9 protein-coding genes are annotated in these 13,634 nt (G+C 35.9%); 4 read left to right on the forward strand and 5 right to left on the reverse strand.

Translation table 11 applies throughout. The features are described 5' to 3' along the window. Positions 1-79: 79 nt before the first annotated feature. Positions 80-2,518, forward strand: coding sequence for a beta-galactosidase GalB (gene galB / locus H599_RS0109855; RefSeq protein ID WP_026713986.1), 2,439 nt, complete (start codon positions 80-82; stop codon positions 2,516-2,518). A 659-nt stretch (positions 2,519-3,177) separates the two neighbouring features. After that, positions 3,178-5,067 carry a peptidase U32 family protein gene (locus H599_RS0109865; RefSeq protein WP_026713987.1) on the forward strand — a complete coding sequence of 630 codons (1,890 nt, stop codon included), beginning with the start codon at positions 3,178-3,180 and terminating at the stop codon, positions 5,065-5,067. A 244-nt stretch (positions 5,068-5,311) separates the two neighbouring features. Here H599_RS0109865 and H599_RS19455 read toward each other — a convergent pair whose 3' ends face one another. Next, positions 5,312-5,644 (reverse strand): 2Fe-2S iron-sulfur cluster-binding family protein, encoded by a 333-nt coding sequence (locus H599_RS19455; protein ID WP_035141420.1) that lies wholly within the window; start codon positions 5,642-5,644, stop codon positions 5,312-5,314. A gap of 207 nt (positions 5,645-5,851) precedes the next feature. Here H599_RS19455 and H599_RS0109875 point away from each other — a divergent pair, with 207 nt between their 5' ends. Beyond that, positions 5,852-6,976: a hypothetical protein gene (locus H599_RS0109875; protein WP_026713988.1), complete on the forward strand. Its 1,125-nt coding sequence runs from the start codon at positions 5,852-5,854 to the stop codon at positions 6,974-6,976. A 181-nt stretch (positions 6,977-7,157) separates the two neighbouring features. On the opposite strand, the gene H599_RS0109880 is transcribed toward H599_RS0109875, so the two are convergent. The 4 genes from H599_RS0109880 to H599_RS0109895 form a co-directional block, all read right to left on the reverse strand. Next, on the reverse strand, positions 7,158-7,568 hold the full coding sequence (locus H599_RS0109880) for a BrxA/BrxB family bacilliredoxin (protein WP_026713989.1): 411 nt from the start codon (positions 7,566-7,568) through the stop codon (positions 7,158-7,160). A gap of 111 nt (positions 7,569-7,679) precedes the next feature. Then, the gene (locus H599_RS0109885; RefSeq protein WP_026713990.1) at positions 7,680-8,825 is read right to left on the reverse strand and encodes a lycopene cyclase family protein; all 1,146 of its coding nucleotides are present in this window, start codon (positions 8,823-8,825) and stop codon (positions 7,680-7,682) included. Further along, positions 8,822-9,325 (reverse strand): thioredoxin family protein, encoded by a 504-nt coding sequence (locus H599_RS19460; protein ID WP_051590701.1) that lies wholly within the window; start codon positions 9,323-9,325, stop codon positions 8,822-8,824. Before H599_RS19460 ends, H599_RS0109885 begins: the two co-directional genes overlap by 4 nt. Then, a complete protein-coding gene (locus H599_RS0109895) occupies positions 9,325-11,628 on the reverse strand; it encodes a TonB-dependent receptor (RefSeq protein WP_026713991.1) in 2,304 nt (767 codons plus the stop codon). Before H599_RS0109895 ends, H599_RS19460 begins: the two co-directional genes overlap by 1 nt. A gap of 107 nt (positions 11,629-11,735) precedes the next feature. Between H599_RS0109895 and H599_RS0109900 the strand changes: the two genes are divergently transcribed. Then, on the forward strand, positions 11,736-13,613 hold the full coding sequence (locus tag H599_RS0109900) for an Nramp family divalent metal transporter (RefSeq protein ID WP_026713992.1): 1,878 nt from the start codon (positions 11,736-11,738) through the stop codon (positions 13,611-13,613). The last annotated feature ends 21 nt before the right edge of the window (positions 13,614-13,634 follow it).

The following is a 13,634-nucleotide window of genomic DNA, read 5'->3' on the forward strand; positions in this document are numbered from 1 at the left end:
CGAAGCAATCTCATAACGAGAGCAACAACTGTGATGGCGCCCGTTCCTTGCAATGACAAATAGTATAAAAAATATTACAATGGTAAAAGAACATAAAAACGTTTTACAAAAAATAGGAACAGCGGCGGTTTTGTTGTTTCTGGTTGCCTGTGCAACGACAAAAAAAGAGAGCCGAATAGTTACCGATTTCAATCCCGATTGGCATTTTAAATTGGGTGATTTTCCCACAGCTATTCAGGCAGATTTTGATGCCAATGACTGGCGTGCGCTCAATTTGCCACACGATTGGAGTATTGAAGGGGCTTTTAGCAAAGACCATCCAACCAAACCACAAGGAGGGGCTTTACCCGCCGGAATGGGATGGTATCGCAAGAGTTTTACTTTGTCGGAATCAGCAAAAAACAAAAGTATCGCCATCGAATTTGACGGGGTGTTTTGTAACAGCGAGGTTTGGATCAATGGTCATTATTTAGGAAAACGTCCGTTTGGATACATCTCTTTTTCTTATGATTTAACGCCTTATTTGAAGTTTGGCAACCAAAAAAATCACATTGCAGTCAAAGTCGATAATTCGGCTCAGCCAGGTTCGCGCTGGTACACTGGTTCCGGGATTTACAGAAATGTACGTTTGGTAACGACTAATAAACTGCATGTGGCACATTGGGGGACTTATGTAACTACCCCAGAAGTTTCCAAGGAAAAAGCAAGAGTAAATTATGAAGTTAAAATTCAAAATGATGCCAATATTGCGAAACAAATTAATGTGGTGACACGTATTTTGGATGCGTCAAATAATTTGATTATTAGATCTGAATCGACAGAATCGGTTGAGGCAAAATCCATTTTGAAAAAGGAACAAAGTTTCGAAGTCAAAAATCCAAAATTGTGGGATACCAAAAATCCGAACATGTATAAAGTGGTGACAAAAATTTACGACAAATCCACTTTGACTGACGAGTATGAAACACCGCTTGGCTTTAGATATTTTGCATTTGATGCCGAAAAAGGCTTTTCTTTAAATGGCGTGCCTACGAAAATTTACGGCGTTTGTCTGCATCATGATAACGGAGCATTAGGAGCCGTGGCTAATTACCATGCTATCAAGAGAAAGTTGACGATTATGAAAGAAATGGGGGTGAACGCTATCAGAACCGCTCACAATCCGCCTTCTTTGGAGTTGTTGCAATTGTGCGATGAAATGGGTTTTATCGTCCAGGATGAGGTTTTTGATGTCTGGAAAAAGAAAAAAGTTTCGAATGATTACAACAAATATTTTGACGAATGGCACAAACGTGATTTGGAAGATTTTATCAAACGCGACCGCAACCATCCTTCGGTGATGATGTGGAGCATTGGGAACGAAATTAGAGAGCAATTTGACAGTACTGGTATTGCCATTACTAAAGAATTGGTACAAATTGTAAAGTCTTTGGACAAAACCAGACCGGTAACTTTGGCATTGACCGAGAATGTTCCAGAGAAAAATTTTATCTATCAATCGGGAGCCTTAGACCTTTTAGGTTTTAATTATAAACATGCCGATTATCCAACATTTCCCGAGCGTTTTAAAGGACAAAAAATCATTGCTTCCGAGAGTGTTTCGGCTTATGCAACGCGCGGACATTATGATATGCCAACAGATGCCATTCGATTTTGGCCTAAAAAATACGGAGAAACCTTTGATGGGAATCCCGATTTAACCGTTACAGCTTATGATAATATTGCATCGTATTGGGGAACTACCCACGAAGAAAACTGGAAAGCAGCCAAAAAATACGATTTCATAGCCGGAACTTTTGTCTGGACTGGATTTGATTACATTGGCGAGCCAGATCCTTATCCGTATCCTGCGCGTAGTTCGTATTTTGGAATTGTGGATTTAGCAGGCTTTCCAAAAGATGTGTATTATATGTACCAAAGCGAATGGAGCGATAAAACCGTTTTGCATTTGTTACCACATTGGAACTGGAAAGCCGGACAGCTAATTGATGTTTGGGCGTATTACAATAATGCCGATGAGGTGGAATTGTTCCTGAACGGGAAATCATTAGGTTCGAAATCTAAAAAAGGTGACGAATTACATATTGCCTGGAAAGTACCTTACGAAGCAGGAACGTTAAAAGCGGTTTCCAGAAAAGCAGGTAAAATAGTGAAGGAAACTGAAATTCATACCGCAGGCGAAGCAGTAAAAATTAATTTACAAGCCGATAAAACTACAATTAAAAATGATGGTTACGATTTGGCTTATGTGACGGTTACGTTACAGGATAAAGATGGAAACGCATTACCTACAGCCGATAATCTTATTAATTTTAAAGTTTCTGGAGGGGCAAAGATTGTTGGAGTAGATAATGGCTACCAAGCCAGTTTAGAACCTTTTAAAGCCAATTACCGCAAATTGTTCAATGGGAAATGTTTGGTGATTTTACAATCGAATAAAAAAGGGGAAAACATAACACTGGAAGCTACTACAGCAGGGAATATTAGTGTAGGAACTGTAAATATTAAAGTGGAGTAACATTTTAGTCTATAGATTTTAAAAGCACGAATTTTATGTTCGTGCTTTTTTTATGTTTAGTCCTAAAAAAGTAATATTGTTATTTGGGTTATTGAGATGATGAAAAACAATATTAATGGAATTTTATTTTTAATTGATGGTGAATTAACATTTAATTTGAAATCTAACACTTCAATCATAAATTGGAAAAAAAATAGAATAATGTTTAGAAAAAAATAATTAATAAAGACACTTAAACTTAAAGATAAAAGCATAATATAAGTGTCTTTAGAAATTAGTTCTTTTGAAATGAAGAAATAATTGTAAATATTTGATATTAAAATAATTGATATTATAAATAATACGATGTTTTTTAATTTTAAGAAACTAAAACGATTGCTTGATAATAATTTGAAAATTATAAAGTTGAAGATTGAAAAAAATATAATATTAAAATAAAGCATTTTATTTAGTTACTTGTTTGGATTTAAACAAATATAGTTAAATCATTAGAAAATTATATTTTATAAATATAACATGAATAAGTTTTTAAAAATTTTGTAAATACTTGTTTTTCAAACGATTTAAATCTTAATTCTGCCAAAACCCTATTTTTTCAAGAACAATTTTATACTTTTGCACTTTAATTCCAAAAAACAAGGAATTGAAGTACTGATTATATGAAGAAGAAAGTAGAAATTCTTGCTCCGGCTAAGAATCTGGTTCAGGGAATTGCCGCTATCAATGCGGGTGCAGATGCTGTTTATATTGGAGCACCACATTATGGCGCACGTACTAATGCAACCAATTCTGTTGCCGATATTGCCGAAATGGTGAAATATGCCCATTTGTTTAAGGCACAGGTTTTTGTGGTAATCAATACCATTTTATACGACAACGAATTAGAAGATTGCAAAAAGTTAATCTATCAATTATACGATATTGGAGTCGATGCGCTGATTGTGCAGGACATGGCGATTATGGAAATGGATTTACCTCCAATTGTGATTCATGCCAGTACTCAGGCGAACAATCGTGACCCTAAACATGTGAAGTTCCTGAAAGATGCCGGAATGCAACGTGTGGTTTTGGCCAGAGAGTTGAATTTGGATCAAATTCGTGATATTGCCGCAGCGACTGATGTGGAATTGGAATTCTTCGTTTCGGGGGCGCTTTGCGTGTCTTTTAGCGGGAATTGCTATATGAGTATTGCCGGTGGAGAACGTAGCGCCAACCGTGGTTCCTGTGCGCAAAACTGCCGTTTACCTTACAATCTGATTGACGGAAACGGAACAACTTTGCTTACCGAAAGTCATTTACTTTCGATTAAAGATTTGGATTTAAGTGACCAATTGCCAGCTTTGATTGAAGCGGGAATTACTTCCTTTAAAATTGAAGGCCGATTAAAAGATATTGTTTACGTAAAAAACAACACTTCGTTTTTAAGAAAGAAACTCGATGCTTTCTTAGAAAATAATGATTCGTTCCAAAAAGCCTCTTCGGGAAGAACCTTCTATAATTTCGAACCGGAAATGGACCGCAGTTTCAACCGTGGTTATACCGATTATTTTGTAAACCAACGAAAAGAAAAAATCGGGAACTGGGAAAGTCCGAAATCTCAGGGGCAGCATATTGGTAAAGTGACTGAAATCAAAGCCAATGGGTATGTGATTGAAAATTTTGAAAAATTAAACAACGGTGACGGTCTGTATTTTATCAATGTCGAAGGTGTTGCTGATGGGGTACAAATCAATATTATTGTCAATGATATTGTAGTGCCAAATACCTTCAAAAATATTCCGGTAGGAACGATGATTTATCGTAATTCGGATGCGGAATTCAACCGAATTGTAGAAAAAGAAAATGCAGCAGTTAGAAAAATCGGGGTAGAAATGCGATTTGTGGAAACTGCTGAAGGTTTTCAATTGATTGTAACGGATGAAGACGGACATCAAAGTATTACGACTTTAGAAACGGCAAAAGAAGTGGCAAAAAGTGAAGAATCGGTAATTCCGAATATCAAAAAGAATCTGGCCAAGACAGGAAATACCCCTTTTATTGTGGATGCGCTGGAAGTGGAATTTTCTAACAATTGGTTTTTGCCTATATCAAAAGTGAATGAAGTTCGAAGAATTGCTTTGGAACAATTGATTGACATTCGAATAAACGAATACCACAGAGAAGAATTCCAAATCGTTCCAACCGATCATCCTTATCCAACTGAAAAATTGGATTTTACTTTTAATGTTTCGAATAAATTGGCTCGTGCTTTTTATAAAAGACATGGCGTAACCGAGATTGAAAAAGCCTTTGAATTGCAATGGGATCCCGGAAAAGCACGTGTGATGACGACCAAATATTGCGTGAAATACGAATTGGGTAAATGTGCCCGTTTCCAACGTGAAACCATGGGAGAAAAAGTGGCTGAACCGCTAACCCTGAAACACGGAGAGAACGAATACAAACTGAAATTCAACTGTAAGCCTTGTGAGATGGAAATTTGGGAAAAAGATGCCGAATTTGAAATCATCGATCAGGATGTACAATTGGATTACGTGAAGAGAAGATAAAACACTTCGAATTGTCAGGCTGAGCTTGTCGAAGCCTAAAATAACGTATCGGGACAAATATTTAGAAAGCTGCAACTTCGGTTGTGGCTTTTTTAATGATTTAACCACGAAGAACACAAAGAATGCACAAAGTCCTCAAAGTTTCTTATAAACATTTAGGTATTAAGATTAGTTAAGAATGCTTTGTGTCCTTTGCGTAAAAAATGAGTGTACTTTGTGGTTAAAAAGCTTTATATCCAGTAGTTTATATTTCAAAAAGACTAATCTCAGCCCCATTTAAATCGGCGGTGATGTAGATTTGACAGGAAAGACGAACATTGGCTTCGTGAAATCCTAATTTGAATAGGGTTGCAGGTTCTTTTCGGTCTTTTATGACTGAATTACCAGTTATTCCTTTGGTTTTTACCACACAGGTTGCACAGCGTCCCACACCGCCACATTCACCAAAACTTTCCAATTGCAATTCTTCTTTCAGCAAATACATCAAATTAGCATAGCTGCCATGACGTGTTGAAATGGGAATTTTGATTCCGTTTTCTATAACGGTGAAGTTGATATTTTTGAGTTCTTTTTCCAATTTTTTTTACCGCAAAGAGATGAAGTTTTACGCAAAGTTCGCAAAGATTTTTTAAAGAAACGATTAGAGAATTAATTTAGTTCTTTTCTGTTTTTTATGTATCAAATACTAATCCTTGGCATTATGTTAAGGTAAACTTAAAATTCCATATTTAGAAGACCAAAAAAGATATTTTTGTAAAAAAATTATTATTTCTAATTTCTATTTATGAAATCATTTTTAAGGTTTTTATTAGCCGCAACAGTTTTGTTTTCAATAACCATTCAAGCACAAAACGAACAAAAATATAGTGGTTTGTATCTTAGTATCAATAATGGAGCTACCAGAATACATTTAAGGGATTCTGTAAAAAAGGTCTATTTCAAATTAAATGAAAGAGAAAACTTGTCAAGACACGATAAAGAACGTGTTATTCTTTACAATGGAATTCGTCACGCTCCTTATTACGAGTTTGATAAATACAGTAGAGTTAAAGCAACTTTAGGTACTATTCCTGAAAAGGACTATTTTACCACTATTGATTATAGCAAAGCTGATGAATATGTATATGATGATAAAGATTGGTACGAAAAGAACAAGTACAAAACAGCTTTAAAGCAGTATTATCCAGTAGCAAATTACAATTTGTTATTGAAATTAAATACTACTGAAGTTCAAAAAGAAGTAACAAAAGTTAAAGATAAAATATGGCAAAGTTTTGATGAAAATGTATATATATATATATATGATAAAATAGGTAGAATAGTCGAAGAACAAGAGTATGTTGTATTTAGATTTGGAGAAACCATAGAAAACAAAACGGCTCAAAAAGAAGATTTAAGAACCCGAAGAATATTTATCTACAATGAAAAAGGTCAGGTTGTTAGTCAGAAAATTACAGCAGGACCTTTTGCTGAAGGTCAACTCGCTTATACTGATATGGGCACAGAGTGCGATTATTGCGATGATTTACAACTGCAGTATGTTTATGATTCACAAGGTCGCATCACACAAGTTACTATGTTTGGTTGTGGCGAAATTGTAGCTAGGGAAGACTACATATATCATCCTACTAAAGATTATGTAGAAACAGTGAAATATTATGTTACAGGTCCCGGAGAAATGTCTAATCCTACTAAAAGTTTTATACGAACCTTTAACGAGCAAGGTGATATGATTAAGAAAAAGTTTATTCCTAATTACCCAGAGCAAGATATACCAGTAAAAGAATATTATTACAGCTATGAGTACGACAACCATAACAACTGGATAAAATGCAATATCTATATGGAGGGCACCAAAGAAGGAGAACCATCTGCAATTGCTGAACGTAAAATAGAATATTATAATTAATTTTTTACTTAATGTTCTTTTTGGGTTAAGTTTTGCAATGCTAAGTTTCTTTAATTTCTTAACGTTTTAAAATAAAAAACCGCAAATTCACATCAAAAAAATCTGTGAATCTGCGGTAAATATTCTTTGTGTAAAACTTAACGTCCCGATAGCTATCGGGATTTGTGTTTAAATACTAGTCTTAGCAAAATTCGTTGTAAGCATCTTGTAAGTTCTCAGCAATCATTTCAGCTGGACGACCTTCAATGTGGTGACGCTCTAGCATGTGAACCAATTCTCCGTTTTTAAACAAAGCCATTGAAGGCGAAGATGGAGGGAAAGGGAACATGTGTTGTCTGGCTGCATCAACCGCTTCTTTGTCAACACCTGCAAAAACAGTGATCAAATGATCCGGTTTTTTAGCTCCTTCTAAACTCATTTTTGCTCCCGGACGTGCATTTCTAGCCGCGCAACCGCAAACAGAGTTTACTACTACCAATGTAGTTCCTTCTGCTTTGATAGCGTTGTCAACTTCCTGAGCACTATGTAAATCTTGAAATCCTGCAGCTGTTAGTTCCGCCTGCATTGGGATTACCATTTCTTGTGGATACATATCTTTTGTGTTTTAATTTGTAAAATTGTTTTGCAAAGTTACAAAGAATCTAACGAACTCTATGACTTGGATTATAAAGTTTTGTTATAGTTTGATAGCCATTTGTGAAGTTTATAAATAGCGAATCGATTTGAATAATGCTTTTATAAAAAGCAATTTTGGACATTTTAAAATCACTTTTATATCTTCAATCAATGAAGTTTCTTCGTCCAGAAATTTAAAAATTAGCAACGGATTTCCTTTTTTAAACATCGAAGAAAATATCGAAGCGCCTAATTCATTTTTTCTATCCAGAATATCCAATAAGAGCAAATCGTAAAACCAGAATCTGTTTTTGCAGTGGAATTTTCTAAAATCAGTTTCTTGCTGAATAAAGTCAATTAATCTCGACGATTGCTTATCCGAGTTTTTAAAAGTATAACCCGTACTGGCTTTTGTCCATCCGCCGGCAGTGCCTATGTTAATTACTCTTTTGGTGTTTTTTTTCCAAAATGGATAGCAAGTCATTGGGATGCTGCCTTGTTCTTTTTCGATGATTTCGTAGTTTTTGATACCGAGTTTTTTGATGTAATTTTCAATCTCATTTTCGTATTCTGATTTTGCTAAAAGCGAATGCGAAAACAAGGTGTATTCCAGTAAAGCTTCGGTTTTTGATGTTGGCAACACATACATAAACCGTGTGTTTCCTTTTTGAGCTACTGAAAAATCCATAAAAGTAGCCTGTTCCGGATTGAAAACTGCTTCTTCTGATTTTATTTTCCAACCAATAAAATGCTGCTGTAAAACCGGAAATTTCGTTTGATTGCTTACAACAGCTTTGTTGTAAACGGAATTAAAAACCTGATCGCAAGTAAAGGAATTGTTTTCGGTAGCCACATAAACATGCTTTTCCAATTCGTTAATATCAGTTACTTTTTCATTTAAAAAAGTGATGTTTTTTTGTTTTGAAAGTAATTCAAAAACAAAATTATAAAAATCCAATCCCTGAATCATTTTGTATTGATAGGGTTGAATTTCTAAATTCCGACGAAAATCTTCATTAGCAAACAAAGCCGAATCCCATTTTTTTGAAACGATGGAGTCCCAAATTGCATTTTCTTTTTCCCAGAAACACCAGGTTCGGTCGTTGGTTCTTTTAGGATTTTCATCCAAAAGTAAAATGGTTTTGTCTTTAAATTTTTCGGATGAGACCATTTTATAAACCGTCATTAATGCGGCTAAACCGGAACCGGTAAAAATGTAATCATAGTGTTTCATGGATTTGGGAACGAATTCTTCTCAAAAATAGCTATTTCTTGTGTTTTTTCCAGTATTGAAATTAGTTCTTTTGCGGATAAATAAGATTGTTTTTGGAACAAAATAGTATTTTTTTTATTCAGAATGGTAATGGTGGGGTAGCTAATCTGGTTGTTTAGAGTTGCTAAAGCGGTTGCCAGTTCGTGTATTCCTGTGTTTTGTCCCGTAGGTTGGAATTTAAAAGTATGGTTTTCAAAGATGATATCCGTTTTGGTTTCGGCATTCAATGCGACAAAATAAAAGCTGTCGTTGAGTATGGAGATAATTTCAGGATTTTTAAAAGTGGAATTCTCCATCAATTTGCAGTATTTGCACCAATTGGTATGAATGAAAACAATAATGGGTTTTGGGTTTTCTTTCGATAATTGTTCTGCTTCTTCAAACGTATGTGTTTTCAATTGGGCAAAACCCGATGGAATTGCCCAAAAGAAAAGCAGTGCTATGAAGATTTGTTTTTTCATCACTTTAAAGTATAACGCAATCCGAAAAAGCTGCGAATGCCTTGGTTGGGACCATAAACATAACCGGGATCAAAGGTCAGCGCATACGGATTATCTGCTGTGTCGATTACCTGACCATTTGGAACAAAATTCCCTTTTTGGCCATAATTATTAGGATCATTAGTATTGCCGTCAGAAACTTTCACATTATCATCAAATGGATCGTTGGCGCGGGCAATAATAAACGGGTTTCCTTTATTAGGTGTCCAGTTCAACAGGTTTTTAATTCCGGCATAAATTTCGATATTTTTAAATTTATTGAAAGTGAACTGAATGTTTTGAATACTCCATGTAGGGGAGTAGTCTTTTCTTGGATCCAATTCTCCCAAAGTAGGTAAACGCATCGGTCCGTAAAGATTTCCGGTGTAATCAATGTCAAGGTAAAGTTTATTCATTCGATAAGAAATTGCCCAGGTTCCGGTGAATTTTTCGGTCAACATCTGACGGGTTTTTATTCCGTCTTCGGTTTTGGAAACATCCATTAACGTTGCACCTACAATGACTTTGAGACCGTTTTGAAAAACCATATCAATATTGGTACTGATTCCTTTGGTTACGGCAAAACCATCCAGGTTTTTATAGATAATCTGATTTGGATCGCTGTCATAATCCGGAATAATCGAATTGGTAAAATAGGTGTACCAGGCGGTAGTTTCCAGCCCGATAAAGTTGCCGTTACTCACGTACATTTTTCGTAAATAATTCAAATTGGCATTGTAGGAACGTTCCGGTTTTAATTCTTCCTCTACAACTACTTCGCGGGAACCTGTTAAGGCTGCATGTTCTTCGGTAAACAAATTGACAATTCTGAAACCTGTTCCGGTATTGAATCTTAAAATGTTATTATCATCGATTTTTAATTTGTAAGCTAATCTTGGAGTGAAAATATTTCCGTGATTTTTGTTGTAATCATAGCGTGCACCAAGAAGTATTTTGTGTTTTTCGCTGAGGTTTATCTCGTCTTGTACAAACAAACTCGGGATCCAGTTTTGATCTTTTTCAGGAGTCGCCGGAGTATTATCGTTGTAATATTGGTAACGAATAGCCATTCCGAAAAGTAAATCATGATTGTTGATTTTTTTGTCCCAGCTTAGTTGTCCAAAACCAATGCGTTGTTGTGCCAAATATGGTGTATTCCCGTAAACCGAATTTTGATCGTGGTTGGTATAGGAAAAGGAAAAAAGCATTTTTTCATGAATTGGTAGTTCGTAAGCGCCTAATAATTCCCAACGTTTGGTATAAATGCTTTCCCCATATATTTCATCTCCGCCGCGGTATTTCTTTTCCCATTGCATTTCACCTCCCCAGCGGTCTTCATAGAAAAAGCGTCCCGCCATCGAAAACAACTTGTTGCTTTTTCGACCAAAATTCCATTTTTGAAATAGGGAGATTCGATCCTGCAAGGTAACATCTGTAAAATTATCTCGATTGTTGTCAATGGGATTGCTGTAATTGAAGTAATTGACTCCGGTTAGTACAGATGTGTTTTTACTAATATTTGCTTTGAAACCCAAATCAAGATTGAGTTCGCCCCAACTATTGGTAAAAGCATCGGCAGAAAATACTGCAGCATTTAACGGATTTTTGGTAATGATATTAATTAAGCCTCCTACAGCCTCACTTCCGTAGAGTGATGAAGCAGGTCCTTTGACAATCTCAATGCGTTCCAACAAAGAATTTGGAATTCCTGATAAACCATAAACTGTCGAAAGTCCGCTTACGATGGGCATTCCATCAATAAGAACCAAAGTGTAAGGACCTTCGAGTCCGTTGATGTGGATATCGCCTGTGTTGCACACATTACAATTCAGTTGCGGGCGAACGCCGTTTACATTTTGTAGCGCTTCAAAAATATTGGCTGTTGGATTTTTTTTGAAAAAGGCGGGTTTATACACTTCAACCGGAACGGGACTTTCCAGTCGGTTGACTGCTTTGAGGGTTCCGGTAACCACCACTTCGTCGAGGGTGTTGTTTTCTTTTAAATTAAAATCTAAGGTGATAATAGTGCTGTCGGCAACGTTTATTTTTTGGATTTCGGTTTTTAATCCGGTATAAGAAACTATGATTTCGTGGTTTCCGGATTTGAATTTTTCGAGTAAAAAATTACCGTTTGCATCACTTATGGTGGCAATTTTGGTGTTTTTAAGCGAAATGTTGGCAAAAGGCAATGGTTGACCGCCGGAAGTTATGTTTCCTTTGATGCCAGTTTGAGCAAGTGTTAATAGGCTCCATAATATGCAAATAAATAAAATTAGCTTTTTCACAATTTATTTTTAGATTAATTTGTTTTTAAATTTAGACAAAGCTAAAAATTATATTTTAAGTAACAAAAAAATATAATTATATTTGCCTTAATCACTTAAGTTTCATTATGGGAAAATCACTTGAAGAAGTACATCAGTCGGTTTCGACACAAAATAAAAAATCAGTTTTTAGGAAAATAATGGCCTTTTTTGGTCCGGCTTATTTAATCAGTGTGGGTTATATGGATCCGGGAAACTGGGCTACCGATATTGCCGGAGGAAGCCAGTTTGGTTATTCTTTACTTTGGGTTTTGTTGATGAGTAATCTCATGGCTTTGTTGTTGCAAAGTTTAAGTGCCCGATTAGGAATTGTAACCCAGCGTGATTTGGCGCAGGCTTCACGGGAAACCTATTCGCCCTTTATCAATTACATATTGTATTTTCTGGCCGAGATTGCTATTGCAGCCTGTGATTTGGCTGAGGTTTTAGGGATGGCCATCGGGATTAATTTATTGTTTGGAATGCCACTTATTGAAGCCGTACTTATTACGGTTTTAGATACTTTTTTGTTATTGTTTTTAATCAATAAAGGCATTCGAAAAATGGAGGCTTTTATCATTACTTTAGTTAGTGTGATTGGGGTTTCTTTTATTTTCGAAATGATTTTTGCCCAGCCGGAAATGGATAAAGTAGTTCTGGGATTAATTCCTTCGATGCCAACTGATACGGCTTTGTATATTGCTATTGGAATTATTGGAGCTACGGTGATGCCGCACAATTTGTATTTGCATTCTTCTTTAGTACAAACCCGAAAATTCGACCGGACTCCCATGGGAATCAGGCAGGCTTTGAAATATAATTTTATTGATTCGACTATTGCATTGAACCTGGCCTTTTTTGTCAACGCGGCGATTTTAATTTTGGCTGCAGCCACTTTTTATAAAAGCGGAATGCATGAAGTAGCCGAAATTCAGGACGCGCATAAGTTTCTGCAACCTTTATTAGGGACTAAATGGGCACCTATTTTATTTGCTGTTGCATTAATTGCTGCCGGACAAAGTTCAACCGTTACCGGAACTTTGGCAGGACAAATTGTAATGGAAGGTTATTTGAATTTAAGAATCCAGCCTTGGGTGCGACGTATTTTAACCCGATTAATTGCGATAGTTCCGGCGGTGATTGTAATCAGTATTTTTGGTGAAGAAGTTACAGGAGAGCTGTTAATCTTTAGTCAGGTAGTGTTGAGTTTGCAATTAGGATTTGCGATTATTCCGCTGATTCATTTTGTAAGTGATGCGCAAAAAATGAAAGGGTTCCAGATTGGAAAAATCACGCAAATAGCTTCCTGGATTATTGCGACTATCATTGTTTCGCTAAATGCAAAGTTAGTTTTTGATGAAATTCAGGGTTGGCTGGAAGTGTCCGAAAATCCAATGGTTTTGTGGTTGACGGTGGTACCTTTGGCAATTGGTTTTCTGGTTTTGTTGCTTTACATTGTGTTCAAACCTTTTATTACCAAAAGCAAAATGGCTTTTCAAAATCATTCGCCACACCATTTGAAACTTCATTTTTCCAAATCAGAAAGTGATACCAAAAAGAATATTGCGGTTTCTGTTGATTTTTCTTCAGCTGATGAAATTGCACTGAACAGCGCTTTTGAATTGGGCGGAAAAGACGCCAATTATACTTTAATTCACGTAGTAGAAACTGTTGGAGCCATGGTGTATGGCGAACATATTGACGACCACGAAACTTTAGTTGACGAAAAATTATTAAAAGAATATCAGAAAATGCTTTTTGAAAACGGCTTCAAGGTAAATGTTCAGTTAGGTTTTGGAAAACCAACAAAGGTAATTCCGAAAATCGTGAACAGCGGAGGTTTTGATATTTTGGTGATGGGAACACACGGGCATACCGGCTTTAAAGATTTAATCTTAGGGACTACGGTAGATAAATTAAGACATAAAATTTCGATACCTTTGTTGATTGTTAAAAATAGTTACTAAGCTACTGAGTTGCTAAGTTTC

Origin of the sequence: Flavobacterium daejeonense DSM 17708, assembly GCF_000425425.1 — a bacterium.
GTDB classification, from domain to species: domain Bacteria; phylum Bacteroidota; class Bacteroidia; order Flavobacteriales; family Flavobacteriaceae; genus Flavobacterium; species Flavobacterium daejeonense.